The sequence below is a fragment of the Neorhizobium sp. DAR64872/K0K18 genome, assembly GCF_050500175.1.
Taxonomy (GTDB): Bacteria; Pseudomonadota; Alphaproteobacteria; order Rhizobiales; family Rhizobiaceae; genus Neorhizobium; species Neorhizobium soli.
The window spans coordinates 1390892-1405826 of sequence record NZ_CP191446.1 but is presented as its reverse complement, the minus strand read 5'-3'; the positions used below and the strand labels follow the sequence as shown (position 1 = coordinate 1405826).

Annotated in this window: 17 protein-coding genes and 1 tRNA gene; 4 read left to right on the top strand and 14 right to left on the bottom strand. The window is 59.8% G+C overall.

The window, feature by feature from the left end; translation table 11 throughout:
• Nucleotides 1-16: 16 nt before the first annotated feature.
• Both tig and ACQY1P_RS12215 read right to left on the bottom strand, forming a co-directional pair.
• Nucleotides 17-1501 carry a trigger factor gene (gene tig, locus ACQY1P_RS12220; protein ID WP_430256461.1) on the bottom strand — a complete coding sequence of 495 codons (1485 nt, stop codon included), beginning with the start codon at nt 1499-1501 and terminating at the stop codon, nt 17-19.
• Nucleotides 1502-1647: 146 nt separating this feature from the next.
• Nucleotides 1648-1732: transfer RNA gene (locus tag ACQY1P_RS12215), tRNA-Leu, on the bottom strand.
• Nucleotides 1733-2126: 394 nt separating this feature from the next.
• Here ACQY1P_RS12215 and ACQY1P_RS12210 point away from each other — a divergent pair.
• From ACQY1P_RS12210 to trmFO, 3 genes are all read left to right on the top strand, one after another.
• Nucleotides 2127-2273 carry a DUF1127 domain-containing protein gene (locus ACQY1P_RS12210; protein ID WP_082471897.1) on the top strand — a complete coding sequence of 49 codons (147 nt, stop codon included), beginning with the start codon at nt 2127-2129 and terminating at the stop codon, nt 2271-2273.
• 258 nt (nt 2274-2531) lie between these two features.
• Nucleotides 2532-2675 (top strand): DUF1127 domain-containing protein, encoded by a 144-nt coding sequence (locus ACQY1P_RS12205; RefSeq protein WP_082471896.1) that lies wholly within the window; start codon nt 2532-2534, stop codon nt 2673-2675.
• A gap of 165 nt (nt 2676-2840) precedes the next feature.
• Nucleotides 2841-4262, top strand: coding sequence for a methylenetetrahydrofolate--tRNA-(uracil(54)-C(5))-methyltransferase (FADH(2)-oxidizing) TrmFO (trmFO, locus tag ACQY1P_RS12200; protein WP_113166255.1), 1422 nt, complete (start codon nt 2841-2843; stop codon nt 4260-4262).
• Nucleotides 4263-4267: 5 nt separating this feature from the next.
• Here trmFO and ACQY1P_RS12195 read toward each other — a convergent pair whose 3' ends face one another.
• The 4 genes from ACQY1P_RS12195 to yajC form a co-directional block, all read right to left on the bottom strand.
• Nucleotides 4268-4747 carry a hypothetical protein gene (locus tag ACQY1P_RS12195; RefSeq protein WP_342366082.1) on the bottom strand — a complete coding sequence of 160 codons (480 nt, stop codon included), beginning with the start codon at nt 4745-4747 and terminating at the stop codon, nt 4268-4270.
• 90 nt (nt 4748-4837) lie between these two features.
• On the bottom strand, nt 4838-5704 hold the full coding sequence (locus ACQY1P_RS12190; RefSeq protein ID WP_430256460.1) for a phytoene/squalene synthase family protein: 867 nt from the start codon (nt 5702-5704) through the stop codon (nt 4838-4840).
• Between the two features lie 3 nt (nt 5705-5707).
• Nucleotides 5708-6094, bottom strand: a complete 387-nt coding sequence (locus ACQY1P_RS12185; RefSeq protein ID WP_062581393.1) for an Mth938-like domain-containing protein — start codon at nt 6092-6094, stop codon at nt 5708-5710.
• A 59-nt stretch (nt 6095-6153) separates the two neighbouring features.
• Nucleotides 6154-6507 (bottom strand): preprotein translocase subunit YajC, encoded by a 354-nt coding sequence (gene yajC / locus ACQY1P_RS12180; protein WP_062457522.1) that lies wholly within the window; start codon nt 6505-6507, stop codon nt 6154-6156.
• A gap of 212 nt (nt 6508-6719) precedes the next feature.
• Here yajC and ACQY1P_RS12175 point away from each other — a divergent pair, with 212 nt between their 5' ends.
• Nucleotides 6720-7589: an ATP-binding protein gene (locus ACQY1P_RS12175; protein WP_430256701.1), complete on the top strand. Its 870-nt coding sequence runs from the start codon at nt 6720-6722 to the stop codon at nt 7587-7589.
• A gap of 78 nt (nt 7590-7667) precedes the next feature.
• On the opposite strand, the gene ACQY1P_RS12170 is transcribed toward ACQY1P_RS12175, so the two are convergent.
• The 8 genes from ACQY1P_RS12170 to scpB form a co-directional block, all read right to left on the bottom strand.
• Complete coding sequence (locus ACQY1P_RS12170; protein ID WP_113166257.1) at nt 7668-9257, bottom strand: peptidoglycan DD-metalloendopeptidase family protein; 1590 nt, start codon at nt 9255-9257, stop codon at nt 7668-7670.
• Between the two features lie 156 nt (nt 9258-9413).
• Nucleotides 9414-10067 carry a protein-L-isoaspartate(D-aspartate) O-methyltransferase gene (locus ACQY1P_RS12165; protein ID WP_062457531.1) on the bottom strand — a complete coding sequence of 218 codons (654 nt, stop codon included), beginning with the start codon at nt 10065-10067 and terminating at the stop codon, nt 9414-9416.
• A gap of 31 nt (nt 10068-10098) precedes the next feature.
• Entirely contained in the window at nt 10099-10854 is a 756-nt protein-coding gene (surE, locus tag ACQY1P_RS12160; RefSeq protein WP_430256459.1) for a 5'/3'-nucleotidase SurE, read from the bottom strand.
• An 11-nt stretch (nt 10855-10865) separates the two neighbouring features.
• Nucleotides 10866-12146, bottom strand: a complete 1281-nt coding sequence (serS, locus tag ACQY1P_RS12155; RefSeq protein ID WP_430256458.1) for a serine--tRNA ligase — start codon at nt 12144-12146, stop codon at nt 10866-10868.
• A 54-nt stretch (nt 12147-12200) separates the two neighbouring features.
• Nucleotides 12201-13025: a twin-arginine translocase subunit TatC gene (gene tatC / locus ACQY1P_RS12150; protein WP_430256457.1), complete on the bottom strand. Its 825-nt coding sequence runs from the start codon at nt 13023-13025 to the stop codon at nt 12201-12203.
• Nucleotides 13025-13780: a Sec-independent protein translocase protein TatB gene (gene tatB, locus ACQY1P_RS12145; RefSeq protein ID WP_092662114.1), complete on the bottom strand. Its 756-nt coding sequence runs from the start codon at nt 13778-13780 to the stop codon at nt 13025-13027. The genes tatC and tatB overlap by 1 nt, the downstream gene beginning before the upstream one ends.
• Nucleotides 13781-13811: 31 nt before the next feature.
• On the bottom strand, nt 13812-14042 hold the full coding sequence (locus tag ACQY1P_RS12140) for a twin-arginine translocase TatA/TatE family subunit (RefSeq protein WP_062457545.1): 231 nt from the start codon (nt 14040-14042) through the stop codon (nt 13812-13814).
• Between the two features lie 195 nt (nt 14043-14237).
• Nucleotides 14238-14933 carry an SMC-Scp complex subunit ScpB gene (gene scpB / locus ACQY1P_RS12135; RefSeq protein WP_430256700.1) on the bottom strand — a complete coding sequence of 232 codons (696 nt, stop codon included), beginning with the start codon at nt 14931-14933 and terminating at the stop codon, nt 14238-14240.
• Between the last annotated feature and the right edge of the window lie 2 nt (nt 14934-14935).

The following is a 14935-nucleotide window of genomic DNA, read 5'->3' as shown; positions in this document are numbered from 1 at the left end:
TTCGTATTCGAGAAGATTACTCAGCGCTGTCTTCAGCGGCCTTCTTCTTCGGTGCTGCCTTCTTCTTCGGAGCAGCAGCTTCTTCGCCTTCTGCAGCGTCTGAAGCTTCAGCCTTTGCCTTCTTCGGCGAGGCCTTCTTCTTGGCAGGCTTGTCCGCGTCTTCGCCTTCTTCTTCGGCGAGCAGCTCTTCCTTCGTCACGGTCTTGTCAGTGACCTTGACCTCGGACAGGAGATGATCGACGACCTTTTCTTCAAAGATCGGGGCACGCAGCGAAGCGGAAGCGCCTGGGGTGTTGCGGAAGAAATCGAGGATTTCCTTCTGCTGGCCCGGGAACTGCTGCAGCTGTGCGTAGAGTGCACGCTGCATTTCTTCCTCGGTTACTTCGACGCCGGCCTTTTCGCCGATTTCGGAGAGAACCAGGCCGAGACGGACGCGACGTTCGGCAAGCTTGCGATACTCTTCGCGTGCTTCTTCCTCAGTCGTTTCTTCGTCTTCAAACGTCTTGCCCGACTGCTGCAGATCGGTGTTGATCTGGCGCCAGATGTTGTCGAACTCGGCGTCAACGAGGCCCTGCGGCGCGTCGAACTTGTACATCTCGTCGAGCTGGTCGAGGATCTGACGCTTGACCTTCTGACGCGTGACGTTGCCGTACTGGCTTTCGATCTGGCCGCGGACGATTTCCTTCAGACGATCGACCGATTCGATGCCAAGCGTCGAAGCAAGTTCGTCGTTGATCTCGACGGCAGACGGAGCAGCGATGTCCTTGACGGTGATGTCGAAGGTCGCGTCCTTGCCAGCCAGGTTCGGAGCCGGATATTCGGACGGGAAGGTCACGGTGATCTGCTTTTCGTCGCCCGACTTGACGCCAACCAGCTGGTCTTCGAAGCCCGGGATGAAGCGACCCGAACCGATGACCAATTCTGCGTCTTCAGCAGTGCCGCCATCGAAGGCTTCGCCATCGACCTTGCCGAGGTAGTTCATGGTGACGCGATCGCCTTCAGCGGCAACGCCGTCCTTTGTCTCGAACGTGCGAGCGCTTTCGGCGATCTTGAGGATCTGCTCGTTGACTTCGTCTTCCGACACTTCAACGACTTCGCGCTCGACGGTGATACCGTCAGTCGACTTCAGCTCGATCGGCGGGATCACTTCATAGGTCAGGGTGAATTCGAAATCAGCCTGTGCATTGAGGATCTTTTCGGCCTCCGCCTCGTCTTCGGTCATCGATACCGAAGGCTGCGTTGCCGACTTCTCGCCGCGCTCGGAGAGAATCTTGGTGGGGCGTTCGCGGACGATCTCGTTGACGAGATCAGCCATGATCGACTTGCCATAGGTCTTCTTGAGGTGTGAAAGCGGCACCTTGCCCGGACGGAATCCGTTGATGCGAACCTTGTCCTTGGCATCGGCCAGACGAACGTTGAGCTCGGCTTCCATATCCTGCTTAGGGATAACGACCTTGATTTCGCGCTTCAGCCCTTCAGCGAGCGTTTCGGTAACCTGCATTTTTATACCTTCTTATCGTGGCGGCGGCGCCCATACAGCCGTTCGTGTTTTTCGTGAGCACACCACCGGAACTAAAAAGTGACCAGCCGCGGCTTTCATAAGCAGCGCGTCCTGCCGTTACCGGCGAACAGCGCGTCCAGCGATCCTGGTGCGGGTAGAGAGACTTGAACTCCCACGCCTTGCGGCACCAGAACCTAAATCTGGCGTGTCTACCAATTTCACCATACCCGCGCCCCTAGGCATCGAAACTCTAGCGGCCAGAGGCCTTCCGGAGCGCGCGTCTCTATAACACCCGTTTTCCTACACGCAAAGGAAAAATGAAGGTTTGTGACGCCTGTTTGATGATGATCAGAAGGGAGACTGCGTTCGCCTCGGGTCGAGCTGACAAGCAGGACAGAAACGGCCCGACGCGCCTTCATTGTGGGTGTAATAGACGTAAAATTCAGCGCCTGATCAAATTATGGTCAGATACAGCTAGTTTCCGCACGATCCTTCTGCATGCAATGCAACAGATGCATAGGTGGCATACGAAATGCGCGCTTTTTCCTTCGCAGCGCAGCATTTAAAACGATTAGCAACGCAGCCGGTAGCAATTAGCCGGCATTGACCAACGAAGGAAACGACCATGAAAATCGCAAAGAAGCTGAACGACTGGCGCAAGTACCGCGAAACGGTTTCGGAACTCGGCCGCATGTCGGACCGCGAACTCTCTGACCTCGGTATTGGCCGCTCCGACATCCGTCGCGTTGCACGCACGGCAGTCGGCTTCTAAAATCTAAAGAACGACCAACGGTCTACCGTTTAAAAGCGCCTCCTTCGGGAGGCGTTTTTCGTTTGTGCATAGTGCTTCACGCAGCGAAACGGCTGCTGCTGCTTTTTCGTACGAAGCTGCAAAAAGCATCAACTCATTGCACAAACGCATGGCAGTCGCACATTTTTTGCACTGCACCTTTCGGCGCGTCTCACCTATATGAAGCTCATCGCCGGTGACGATAGATCACTGGGAAAAAGATGATTGAGGAAACACCAAATGAACCCGATCCGCATCGCTAAGAACTGGATCAGCTACCGCCGTACGATCAATGAACTCGGCAGCCTTTCCAACCAGGCGCTCAACGACATTGGTCTGACCCGCTACGACATCCGCGGCATCGCCGCTCGTTCCTTCCGTTAATCCATCCATTGTGATGGACCAGCGCGATATGATGTCGCGATGGCGATAGAACGATAGTCGCAATGATCCGAAAAGATCAAAGAGACACCCAAGGAATGATCAGAGGCACCTTTTTAGGTGCCTTTTTGATTCCGGCCGTTCGAATGCCGTGATAATGAGCCGGACATGAGCACCATATCGAATTCGTCTACCCCTGCCCCAATCCACGTCGTCGGTGGCGGCCTTGCCGGCTCCGAAGCATCCTGGCAGATCGCTGAGGCCGGCATCCCCGTCATTCTCCACGAGATGCGCGGCGTGCGCGGCACCGATGCCCACCGCACGGACGGTCTCGCCGAGCTCGTCTGCTCGAACTCTTTCCGCTCCGATGATGCGACGGCCAATGCCGTCGGCGTCATCCATGCAGAAATGAGGCTGGCCGGCTCTTTGATCATGGCCTGCGCCGACAAAAATCAGGTCCCGGCCGGCGGCGCACTTGCGGTCGACCGCGACGGTTTCTCTCATGCAGTCACGCAGGCGATCGAAAACCATCCGCTGATCACCGTTGTGCGAGAGGAAATTCACGGTCTACCGCCGGCGGAATGGGACTTGGCCGTCGTCGCGACCGGTCCTCTGACGTCGCCCGATCTCGCAAAGTCGATCCAGGCCGAGACCGGAGAGGACCAGCTCGCCTTCTTCGACGCGATCGCGCCGATCGTCCACCGCGAATCGATCGATATGGATATCTGCTGGTACCAGTCGCGCTACGACAAGGTCGGGCCCGGCGGCACAGGCAAGGATTACATCAACTGCCCGCTCGACGAAGCGCAGTACAATGCCTTTCTCGATGCACTGATTGCGGGCGATACGGTCGGCTTCAAGGAATGGGAAGGCACGCCCTATTTCGATGGCTGCCTGCCGATCGAGGTCATGGCGGAGCGTGGGCGCGAAACGCTGCGCCACGGTCCGATGAAGCCGATGGGGCTTACCAATTCACACAATCCGACCGTCAAGGCCTATGCCGTCGTCCAACTGCGGCAGGACAATGCACTTGGCACGCTCTATAATATGGTCGGGTTCCAGACCAAACTGAAGTATGGCGCGCAGGCCGAGATCTTCCGGATGATCCCGGGGCTGCAGAACGCGGAATTCGCACGGCTCGGCGGCCTGCATCGCAACACCTATATCCAGTCACCGATGCTGCTCGATCATTCGCTGACCTTGAAGAGCCGGCCGGGCCTGCGATTCGCCGGTCAGATCACCGGCTGCGAGGGCTATGTGGAGAGTTCGGCGATCGGTCTTCTGGCTGGTCGTTTTGCGGCTGCCGAGCGCAAGGGCAAAGAAATTGTCCCGCCGCCGGCGACAACGGCCTTCGGTTCTCTGCTTGGGCATATCACCGGGGGGCATCTGGTCCACGACGAAGAGCCCGGCAAACGGTCCTTCCAGCCGATGAATGTGAATTTCGGCCTGTTTCCGGATCTTGCTCCTGGCTCGATCGTCAAACCCGAAGGCGTCAAACGCTTTCGCGGCAAGGACAAGACGATCATGAAACGGCAGTTGATGTCGGTTCGCGCGCTGAAGGACTGCCGTGAGTGGCTGGGTATCGCCTAAAAGGCCTAATCGGAGCGGCCGGTGTTTGAAGCCGGCTGCGGTTCGGCCGGAAGCTGTCGATCGGCAACGCTGACATAATTGTCGAGAAGCCAAAGCGACACTTCTGCCGCCTCGTTTTCATTCTTGAAGACGAAAGTTCCGTTCTGTGTCGGGGAGTCCAGGAATTCGGCCGAAAAGCCTTTCGGTTCGGGCGTCGGCGTGACCCGCACGCGGCCGGGCCGGATTACGTGGCATGCGAAATGATTGCCACGGTTGCGCATGATGCCTGACTTATTGTCGTGCAGTCGCACAAAGATCGTGTTCGCATCGGCTGTGCTGTGCAGGCTCCTGATGGCTTCGGCAGGATAGGCGCGACCGAATTCGAGTATCGCCAGTCCCATATCGTGAAGGCTGTCCTCGTCACTGTGCTTGACCAGGCGGGTAACATAAAAGGCCAAGGCCAGCATCACGCCGATGGCGATCGACCAAACTACCAAAGGGCTCAAGACTGCTTCTCCACTGATGGCAGATGCGCACCTGCCGATAGAGGGCATTTATCCCTCAAGGCTTGCGTGAAGCGTGGCGACTGGTGATTGCTAGAAGCGTTTGAGGACGGCAGCCTTCAGCATCTGCAACTGACGACGCCATTGGGGAGACTGCATGTCTCCGTCGAGAGCATCGGCACCCCGGCGTGAAGCGCGCTTCAGAACCGGCTCGACAAGCGCTACCGGCACGAAGGCCGGCACGAGCGCGGGCGGAAGAGGACCGGCACGTCGTGCCTTGTCGAGATGCTCGAGGCCAAGGCCGGCAAAGGCCTGAATTGCTGCGGAAATGCGAGGTTTGTCGCTGCCGGCCAGAAAGCTATCGCGGTCAAGACCGGTGGCTGCCAGAAGATCGAGCGGGAGGTAAAGCTGGTTGCGGCGCCGATGGATCGGCAAAAGCAGGATGAAACCGGCGATCGCCTGCGCAACACCCGCATGGCCGGCCGCCTGTGCGGACCTTGCGGCATCTTCGGGCGAAAGGATGAGGCTTGCAAGCTGGATCAAAGCCGAGGCGGTTTCGCCAGCATAGCCTTCCAGCGCGTTGCGGTCAGTGAGCGGATCGTCGTAGAGATCGAAGATTCGCGCTTCCGTCATGGCGACAAGCGTTTGACGCGGCAGCCGATAGGTTTCGATCGCATCCTGCAGTCCCGCAGCGATCGGATTGCCGCCCGTGTCTCCCAGCCCGTCTGCCTGACTTCCACCCTCAAGGAGATCCCGCCACCATTGCAGGCGGATCTCTCCCGGGAGAGGATCGCGGACCATGTCCCGGACGCGCGCAATTTCGGCGTTGAAGGCGTAGAGCGCGGCCAATGCCGGGCGCTTGTCTTCCGGAGACAGGAGGCATGCGAGATAGCGATCGCGGTCCGTGTCTCGCAGCGTCGCGAGACAGAGTTCGCCAATCGTTGAACGATCGTCACTCATGGGTCAGACGGCAATCAGCGCGACGGCGACGGCACGGGATTCGGCGAGCATGATATTGTAGGTGCGCACGGCAGCACCGGTGCTCATCGGGTCGGAAGAGATGCCCTTCGCCTTCAATGCGGCCTTCACCTCTGCGGGTATCGGCTTCAGGTTCTGGCCCGTGCCGATCAGCAAGACCTCAATGCCTGAGGCTTCGTCGAGGACCTTGTAGAGGGAGGATACCGTCAGGGGCTCACCTTCGCCCAGATCCCAGCCGTGTATCCCAGAGGGAAGGCAGAGAATCGACCCGCGATGCGACATGTCGGCAAAACGGAAACCGCCATTGCCGTAGGCATCGATCTGGGCGCGACCGGGGAAATGGGCTTCGCGTATCTCGATCCCTTTTGCCATTACCGCGTCCTTGATTGATTAGAAAATGGAAAGGCCCGCCAGAGCGGGCCTGCCTGATGTCAGGACGCGGTGTCGGCCTTGACAGGCTCGCCCTTGACGCGGACTTCGGCGATGTAGGCGCGCATTGCGCGGACCTTTACGCCGTCGGCGATTTCGACTTCGACTTCGTTGTCATCGACAACCTTCGAAACCCGGCCGACGAGGCCGCCGCCCAGCACAACCTGGTCGCCACGGCGAATGCTCGTCAGGGTCTCCTGGCGTTTCTTAGCCTGGGCGCGCTGCGGACGGATCAGGAAGAAATACCAGACCACCATCAGAGGTGCGAAGAGCAGCACCATCTGCAGAATCGAGTCTGTTGCGGAAGCCGCCGGCGCCGCTCCACCCGCCTGCGCGAATGCCTCAGTAATGAACATCAAGAACTCCTAAACGATAAGCGGAGGCGCCGAGCCCCCTGTCATAAGCCGCCGGAATATAGTTGTGACACCGGGGAATGCAACAGAAAGCGGTCCCCCCGCGTACTGAATCCACGGCTCTACGGCTTTTGATGCAATAACGAGCATGTTACCTGCTGAAAAAAGCGGCCGAGAGGGCGCAGCCGATGACAAAAAGTCTTGAGGAATACCAGATGACCGACGAGCTCAACGCCCTGATCCTGTCTGAAGTGCGCAGGCTCGCCGACGCAGTCGAGCGGCTGGCGGGCCCCCCACCCGCGGTCAACGACTGGACTGTCGCGGATTGCTTTGTCTGGGTGCCGACAAACCAGCGCCTGCAGCCCGTGCCACGCCCCAACCGCGTCGCCCTCACCCTGATCCGTGGCGTTGACCACGTGCGCGACATCCTGCAGGAAAACACGTTGCGGTTTGCCGAAGGTTATCCGGCAAACAACGTCCTTCTCTGGGGCGCGCGCGGCATGGGCAAGTCGTCGCTGGTCAAAGCCGTGCACGAGGATATCCGCGCGTCGACCGGTGTCTCGCTGAAACTGGTGGAAGTCCACCGCGAGGATATCGCCACGCTGCCGGCGCTGCTCGACATCCTCAAGGCATCCGGCCATCGCATCATCGTGTTTTGCGACGATCTGTCCTTCGACCACGACGATACGGCCTACAAGTCTCTGAAGGCAGCGCTCGACGGTGGCATCGAAGGCCGGCCGGACAACGTCCTGTTCTACGCCACATCGAACCGGCGCCACCTTTTGCCGCGGCATATGCTGGAAAACGAGCAGTCGACGGCGATCAACCCGTCCGAAGCGGTCGAGGAGAAGGTTTCGCTCTCGGATCGTTTCGGGCTTTGGCTCGGGTTCCACAAGTGCAGTCAGGACGACTACCTGACCATGATCGACGGCTATGCCGACCATTTCAATCTCGGCCTCAACCGCGAAACCCTGCACCACGAGGCGCTCGCATGGGCGACGACGCGCGGCGGGCGTTCCGGCCGCGTCGCGTGGCAGTATATCCAGGATCTCGCCGGGCGGATGCGCAAGACACTCACGCCGTGATGTCGTGAAGCCGCCCGCAAACGAAAAAAGCGCAGCCGAAGCTGCGCTTTTCTCCCGTCCCCTTGAAACGCACTACAATTATTCAAGGAAAGTGATGGGGTTAACCGGTGTCGCATCCTTGCGCACCTCGAAGTGGACCTGCGGGCGCTGAGCGTCGCCGCTCATGCCGGACGCGGCGACAGTCTGGCCACGGGTGACCTTCTGGCCGCGCGTGACGTTGATGTTGCCGGCGTGACCGTAAACGGTGACCTTGCCGTCGTCGTGGCGAACCAGAACGGTGTTTCCGAGCTGCTTCAGGCCGTTGCCGGCATAGATGACGACGCCGTTTTCAGCGGCCTTGATCGGCGTGCCCTCGGGAACCGAGATGTCGATACCGTCATTGCGGCTGCCGTTGACGTTGGCGCCGTAGCCGGCGATGACCGCGCCACTGACTGGCCAGCGATATTTCGAAATGCCGGTCGACTGCGGTGCAGCGGCAGACACATCGGACTTCTTCTCGACGTCCGACAGCGATGCTGTTTCCTGTGGCGCAGGCTTTGCGGGTGCTGCTTCGGCGACAGGCGACGGTGCAGCAGGCTTCGGCTGGGCAGCCGGCTTTTCCGGGATGGATGCGGTTCTGACCGGATCGGTCGCAACCGAGCTACCACCGACCTTCAGGCTCTGGCCGACCCGCACACCGTCCGTCGTCAGACCGTTTGCGGCCTTCAGCTGATCAATCGGCGTGCCGGTTTCGCGAGCGATCTTTGCAAGGCTGTCGCCAGGCTTGACCGTGTAGGTGCCACCGAGAGGCTTGCCGCCCGGAGGTGTGATCTTGCCAGGCTCCGCCATCGCCTTGTCGCGGGTCGGCGTTGGCAGAACGGCAACCTTCTGCTCGGTCTGCTGGGTGGGCGCTGGCGCCTTGTTCTGCAGGTCGATATCGGACGCCGCAGTCTTCGCGGAATTACGGGAAGGGCCGAAGGTCGGGATGACAATCGTCTGGCCCGGCTTCACAGCGCCGCCATTGGCCTTCAGGATTTCCTTTTCAGGAACGCCGTAGCGGGAAGACAGGGTCGATGCGGTCTCGCCTGCCCTGAGCGTTACCCGCGGAGCGTTGACCGAAGACCAGCCGGACATCGGCTTCGTCGAAGCCGTTGTCAGGTTGTCGCCTCGAGCGGTCGACGGTGTGGGAGCCGTCAGAGACTGCGAACCACCGCTACGACCCGGGTATGACTGGGCCATCGATTCCTGGCGAGTGCCCTGACCGCGGTCAGCCGCCATCGGTGCACGGGACGCCATGGGAGCGGACGCCTGAGCCGAAGGCATGCCGGGAGCTGCCAACTCGTTGCGCTGGACGGCCATCGGCGCCGAAGCGGCGCGGGCCGGTGATGAATAGCCACCGGACTGGGCCGGATAAGGCTGGTTCATCGCGGTATTTCGCGAACCGTAATCCTGCTGGACCGGTGCCACCGCCTGGCCCGACCGCACATCGTCGCGCGGCATTGGCGCCTGGCCATAGGCCCCGCCGACCGGACGCTGGGGTATTGAAGCCGTTGTCAGCTCATCTTTGGAGAACAGCCCGGAGAAACGGCTCGAATCCGAGCTGCAGCCAGTGGCCGCACTCGCAAGCAAAGCCGCAACTGCGAGCTTAGCTACTGATTTTCCGACTTTTTGTGCACTGTTGACACGCATGGACTCGACCTACACTCACGCAACCATCGTGGGAGTCATTAAAGCGCGTTAGTCTTACTGTGGGGTTAAAGTGTCGGAAGAGATGCAATTTTTTTGATAATTCGCTAACCATGAGTTGGAAGCGCGTGGCAGGAGCGGAACCAATGCCGAACCAGCTTAAAGCGCTGCCGCCATCTGCGGAATGATCGGCAGGAATGGCACGGTGAACAGGTCTTCCCGTTCGAATCGGCTCCCGGTCTTGGTGAGCCTCACCATCATGCAGGTCTCGTCGTCGCCGATCAGCGGCGCAACCATCGAACCGCCATGGGTCAGCTGCTCCGCATAGAATCGCGGCAGAACCGTAAATGCCGTGGTCACGAATATCCGATCGAACGTGCCCTCGCCCGGCATCCCGTTGCTGCCATCCGCCTGTCGTACGATGACGTTGCGCATTCCAAGTGCGTCAACGCGGGCCTGCGCCGCAACGGTGAGCGTCTTATAGCGATCGACGGTCAGCACCCGTTCTGCGATGCGGCCGATCACGGCGGCTGTAAAACCGCTGCCTGTACCGATTTCGAGAACACGATGACCGGGTTTCACCTGCAGAGCGGCCAGAAGGCGAACCGCAAGATCTGCCCCTTCCATAAAGGCACCGCAATCGATCGGGACCGTGCGGCTGGAATAGGCTTCCTGAGAAAGCGTGGGCGGCACGAACTGCGAACGAGGCGTCTGCTCGACGGCAGTCAGAAGGTCGATGTTTGAAATGCCTGCGGACCGGAGCCGCAAGACAAGTGCAGCAAACCCTTCCTTCTCGACCATGCCCGATTTCAAGCTGTCACTCCGCCTGCCACGTTATCTGGGTTCAACCCAGCGCCTTCATCAAGCGATCCTGCACCGAATAGTCGGTCAGGTCCAGTTTCAGCGGTGTTACTGAAATGCGATTGGCCTTGATGGCGTTGATGTCTGTGCCCTCCGCCTGGCGGCCGACACGCGAGGCAAAGTACAGCCAATAGTATGGGAAGCCTCGACCATCCTGGCGTTCGTCGATCGCCACGTCGAAATCGGTCTTGCCCTGAGACGTGACTTCCGTCCCCTGGACATCGTCAGGCGCGCAGGCCGGGAAATTGACGTTGAGAAACGTGCCGGCCGGAAGGTCCGTATCCAGCAATTTGCGGATCAGGCCCGGGCCATGCGATTCGGCCGTATCCCAAGGCAGGACGCGGCCGTTCTCCTTGCGGTAGGCCTGGCTGAGCGCGACCGACCGGACGCCCTGCAGGGTGCCCTCGATGGCGCCTGCGACCGTGCCGGAATAGGTCACGTCGTCGGCAAGGTTGGCGCCGACGTTGACACCCGACAGAACGAGATCCGGCTTGCCCCCCATGACGTGGCGCATCGCCATGATGACGCAGTCCGTCGGCGTGCCGCGCACGGCATAGTGCCGGTCGCTGATCTCGCGCAGGCGCAGCGGCTCCGACAGGGTCAGGGAATGCGCATAACCGCTCTGGTCGGTTTCTGGCGCAACAATCCAGACGTCATCGGAAAGCTGGCGGGCAATCCGTTCGAGAACCGCCAGGCCTTCCGCGTGGATACCGTCGTCGTTGGTGAGCAGGATGCGCATTCAGGGCTGCCTTATGCTTTTTCTATTTTGGTCAGGCCGCCCATATAGGGCAGAAGCGCGTCCGGGATCGTGACGGAGCCGTCTTCATTGAGATAATTTTCGAGGACTGCGATCAGGCAGCGACCGACGGCAGTGCCCGAGCCATTCAGCGTGTGAACGAATTTCAAAGCCTTGTCGTCCTTGCCGCGATAGCGCGCGTTCATCCGGCGGCCCTGGAAATCGCCACAGACCGAGCAGGACGAGATTTCCCGAAACGCATCCTGTCCCGGCAACCAGACTTCGATGTCATAGGTCTTGCGGGCGCTGAAGCCCATGTCGCCGGTGCAGAGCGTCATCGTCCGGAAATGCAGGCCGAGACGCTTGAGGACGTTTTCGGCGCATTCGGTCATCCGCTCGTGCTCGGCGATCGATGATTCCTGATCCGTGATCGAGACGAGCTCGCATTTCCAGAACTGGTGCTGGCGCAACATGCCGCGCGTATCGCGACCCGCAGAACCGGCTTCCGAACGGAAGGACGGGGTAAGCGCCGTAAAGCGCAGCGGCAGCTTTTCGGCGTCCAGAACTTCGCCCGAAACAAGGTTGGTCAGCGTCACTTCGGCCGTTGGGATAAGGTAGCGGCCATCCGTCGTCTTGAAGAGATCTTCCTCGAACTTCGGCAACTGGCCTGTGCCGTACATTGCCTCGGACTTTACCATCAGCGGCGACGACACTTCCGTGTACCCGTGCTCGCTGGTGTGCATGTCGATCATGAACTGACCGATTGCCCGCTCAAGACGGGCGAGCGGTCCGGTCAGCACCGTAAAGCGCGAGCCCGAGAGTTTTGCAGCGCGCTCGAAATCCATATAGCCGAGCGCTTCGCCGATCTCGAAATGCTCCTTGGCGGGATGATTCCAGCCGGGCTTCGTTCCGATCGTGCGCGTGACGAGGTTGCCTGATTCGTCCTGGCCGACGGGGACATCGTCAAGAGGAATGTTTGGAAGGCGCGACAGCGCGTCATCGAGCGCTGCGACAGCTGCCCGTTCTTCCTGCTCGGCGGCCGGCATCGTATCCTTGATGGTGGCGACTTCCGCCTTCAGCTTCTCGGCGAGTTCGGTATTCTTCTGCGCCATCGCATTGCCGATCTCCTTGGAGGCGGCGTTACGGCGCGACTGCATATCCTGAAGCGTCTGGATGACGCTGCGGCGGGTATCGTCCATCGCAAGCAGGGTGGCAGCCATTGGCTCGGCGCCGCGCTTGTTTAGCGCTGCGTCGAAAGCTTCCGGATTATCGCGGATCCACTTGATATCGAGCATGATTCTTGGCCTTCAAAGCATGAGGCCGCTGCGATATCGATCGAGAGAAAAACCTCAGGCCTTCTCCGTCTCTGCGACGTCAGACGAGGCCTCATCACTCGAAGCTTCCTCATCGCGTCTGCGCTCGACGAGTCGCGCGGCGTAGATGGAAATCTCGTAGAGAAGGATGGTCGGTATAGCAAGACCGATCTGGGACATCGGATCCGGCGGCGTCAGGACGGCGGCAACGACGAAGGCGATGACGATCGCGAACTTACGCTTCTCGCGCAGCCACTTGCTGGACAAGATGCCCACGCGAGCAAGCAGCGTCGTGACAACCGGAAGCTGGAAAACCAGTCCAAAGGACAGAACCAGCGTCATGATGAGGCTGAGATATTCCGAAACACGCGGAAGAAGCGAGATCCCCACTTCACCTTCGGTCGGCGCCTGCTGCATGGCCAGGAAGAACCACATCACCATCGGCGTGAAGAAGAAGTAGACGAGTGCCCCTCCAAGCAGGAACAGCACAGGCGAGGCAATCAGGAACGGCAGGAAGGCTGCCCGCTCGTTCTTATAGAGCCCGGGAGCCACGAACTTGTAGATCTGCGAGGCAATCACCGGAAAGGCAATGACCAGCGCGCCAAACATCGCAACCTTCACCTGGGTGAAGAAGAATTCCTGCGGCGCGGTGTAGATCAGTTCGGATTTCGCGATATCGAGCTTCGCCCAGATGACCGCCCACTTGTAGGGAATGACGAGAAGGTTGAAGAGCTGTTTTGCGAAGAAGAAGCACACGACGAAGGCGAGGAAGAAAGCGCCGATCGACCAGATGAGCCTTGTCCGCAACTCCATCAGATGCTCGATAAGCGGCTGCGGCTTATCTTCGTAATCACCGCTCATCAGGCATCGTCCTTCGGGGTATCGACAGGCTTCTTCGGGGTACGCTTGCGGGCGGCTGCAAGCTTGACGGCCGTCTCAGTCGTTTCAGGTGCGGACACCGGGACCTTGGCCACGCGAACACGTTTCGGCTGTTCGGCAGACGTCGCCACTGGGGCAGGCTTCTCCGCCCTCGTGGATCTGCGTGTCGTTGCAGGCTTATCCACAGCTGCCGGTTCACCCGTGGCCGCCAATTTCGGTGCGCGAGGCTTTCTAACGCGGCCGGGTTCGGCAGGCGTTGTCGCCTCCGCTGGTGCCGGCGTCACAGTTGAGGACGTCGGCGCAGCAACAGGAGATGCCGTGACGGGCGTAACCGGCACAGCCGCAACAACAGGCGCCGTATCGGCGACCGGAGCACCTTCGACAGCATGCTGCGCTTCGACATCCGTGCTGACCGGCGTCGGCGTCGACGGCATATGCGTCGCCTTCTGCAGATCGTTTCGGATGTCCTGCCCCATCTGGCGAAGCGGATTTATCGCGTCGCGCAGGCTGTTGGCGGGATTGAGGCTCTTGGCGTCCGAAATCGTCTTCCGGACGTCATCCATGTCTGCCTCGCGAAGCGCCTCGTCGAACTGCGTCCGAAAGTCACCCGCCATCTTGCGCAGGTTTGATGTCATCTTCCCGAAAGCGCGCAGCATGGGCGGCAAGTCCTTGGGACCTACGACCACGATAAGCACAATGGCAATGACAAGTAGCTCGGTCCAACCGATATCCAACATTCAGCGAGGCTCCTGAAACCCTCCCGACCAATTAAGACCGGGTGGTTTCCTTGATCTCGTCGGGCTTGTGATCGACCGTCCTGCCGCCGTTCACAGTATCGGTAGGCTTTGCCTCAGGGGCATCCTCGTCCGCCATGCCTTTTTTGAAGCTCTTGATGCCTTTGGCAAAGTCGCCCATCAGCTCAGGAATCTTGCCGCGTCCGAACAGGACAAGCACGATGACTAGAACGATCAGCCAGTGCCACACACTAAAAGAACCCATAGTCTAACTCCATTGGAACGTGACCCCGATGTAAGCTTTTTAAGTTTGTTTTTCAAACACCAAATACGTTGCACGAAAAGCTATGAACGGATGACTTTCGCGATGTAGCGACGCTGCTGTCGGCAACGGACCATCACGCACGGTCCATATTCGAGAACACGAGAATAATAAGGGGAAAGCTCGCTGAAGACCCTGCTAGCCATCACCGTCGCCGGTTGGCGGCAGCAAGCCAAGCTCCTCCAGATCAAGCTGGGTGATGGGGTCTTCCTCGTCCGAAAGCTCGTCCTCAGAGCCCGGAACCGGCACCGAAAAGCCGGATGGAATTCGACCGGATAGAAGTCCCGCGCCCTTCAATTCTTCGAGACCAGGAAGATCGCGTAGCTCTTCCAACCCGAAATGATCGAGAAAATCTCCTGTCGTTCCGAGTGTCACCGGTCTGCCCGGCGACCGGCGCCGACCGCGGAAACGAACCCAGCCGGCTTCCATCAGTACGTCAAGCGTACCTCTTGAGGTCTGGACGCCGCGAATATCCTCGATCTCGGCGCGGGTCACAGGCTGGTGGTAGGCGATGATGGCAAGCACTTCGAGGGCGGCCCTCGACAGCTTCTTCACGTCGCTGTCGTCTTTGCGAATGACGAAGGAAAGGTCTGCTGCCGTGCGGAAAGCCCAGCGATCGGCCACCTTGACCAGGTTCACTCCGCGTGAGGCATAGATGCCCGCCAGTCTCTGCATCACGGCCTGGATATCTTCTCCCCGTGGAAGACGCTCAGCCAGAAAGGCTTCCGAAACCGGCTCAGCCGACGCAAACACGAGGGCTTCGGCGATCCGCTCGATCTCCTCCGACGAGTAGGGCACCGGCACAATGGCATCCACTGCCGCGTCGTCGTCCATCG

What these genes read in the sequence shown, in the direction of transcription:
- ACQY1P_RS12170 (WP_113166257.1), bottom strand. Translation starts at nt 9,257, where the DNA reads ATGCGTGTCAACAGTGCACAAAAAGTCGGAAAATCAGTAGCTAAGCTC.
- trmFO (WP_113166255.1), top strand. Translation starts at nt 2,841, where the DNA reads ATGAGCACCATATCGAATTCGTCTACCCCTGCCCCAATCCACGTCGTC.
- scpB (WP_430256700.1), bottom strand. Translation starts at nt 14,933, where the DNA reads ATGGACGACGACGCGGCAGTGGATGCCATTGTGCCGGTGCCCTACTCG.
- ACQY1P_RS12190 (WP_430256460.1), bottom strand. Translation starts at nt 5,704, where the DNA reads ATGAGTGACGATCGTTCAACGATTGGCGAACTCTGTCTCGCGACGCTG.
- ACQY1P_RS12210 (WP_082471897.1), top strand. Translation starts at nt 2,127, where the DNA reads ATGAAAATCGCAAAGAAGCTGAACGACTGGCGCAAGTACCGCGAAACG.
- yajC (WP_062457522.1), bottom strand. Translation starts at nt 6,507, where the DNA reads ATGTTCATTACTGAGGCATTCGCGCAGGCGGGTGGAGCGGCGCCGGCG.
- ACQY1P_RS12175 (WP_430256701.1), top strand. Translation starts at nt 6,720, where the DNA reads ATGACCGACGAGCTCAACGCCCTGATCCTGTCTGAAGTGCGCAGGCTC.
- serS (WP_430256458.1), bottom strand. Translation starts at nt 12,146, where the DNA reads ATGCTCGATATCAAGTGGATCCGCGATAATCCGGAAGCTTTCGACGCA.
- tatC (WP_430256457.1), bottom strand. Translation starts at nt 13,025, where the DNA reads ATGAGCGGTGATTACGAAGATAAGCCGCAGCCGCTTATCGAGCATCTG.
- ACQY1P_RS12205 (WP_082471896.1), top strand. Translation starts at nt 2,532, where the DNA reads ATGAACCCGATCCGCATCGCTAAGAACTGGATCAGCTACCGCCGTACG.
- tig (WP_430256461.1), bottom strand. Translation starts at nt 1,501, where the DNA reads ATGCAGGTTACCGAAACGCTCGCTGAAGGGCTGAAGCGCGAAATCAAG.
- ACQY1P_RS12140 (WP_062457545.1), bottom strand. Translation starts at nt 14,042, where the DNA reads ATGGGTTCTTTTAGTGTGTGGCACTGGCTGATCGTTCTAGTCATCGTG.
- ACQY1P_RS12185 (WP_062581393.1), bottom strand. Translation starts at nt 6,094, where the DNA reads ATGGCAAAAGGGATCGAGATACGCGAAGCCCATTTCCCCGGTCGCGCC.
- tatB (WP_092662114.1), bottom strand. Translation starts at nt 13,780, where the DNA reads ATGTTGGATATCGGTTGGACCGAGCTACTTGTCATTGCCATTGTGCTT.
- surE (WP_430256459.1), bottom strand. Translation starts at nt 10,854, where the DNA reads ATGCGCATCCTGCTCACCAACGACGACGGTATCCACGCGGAAGGCCTG.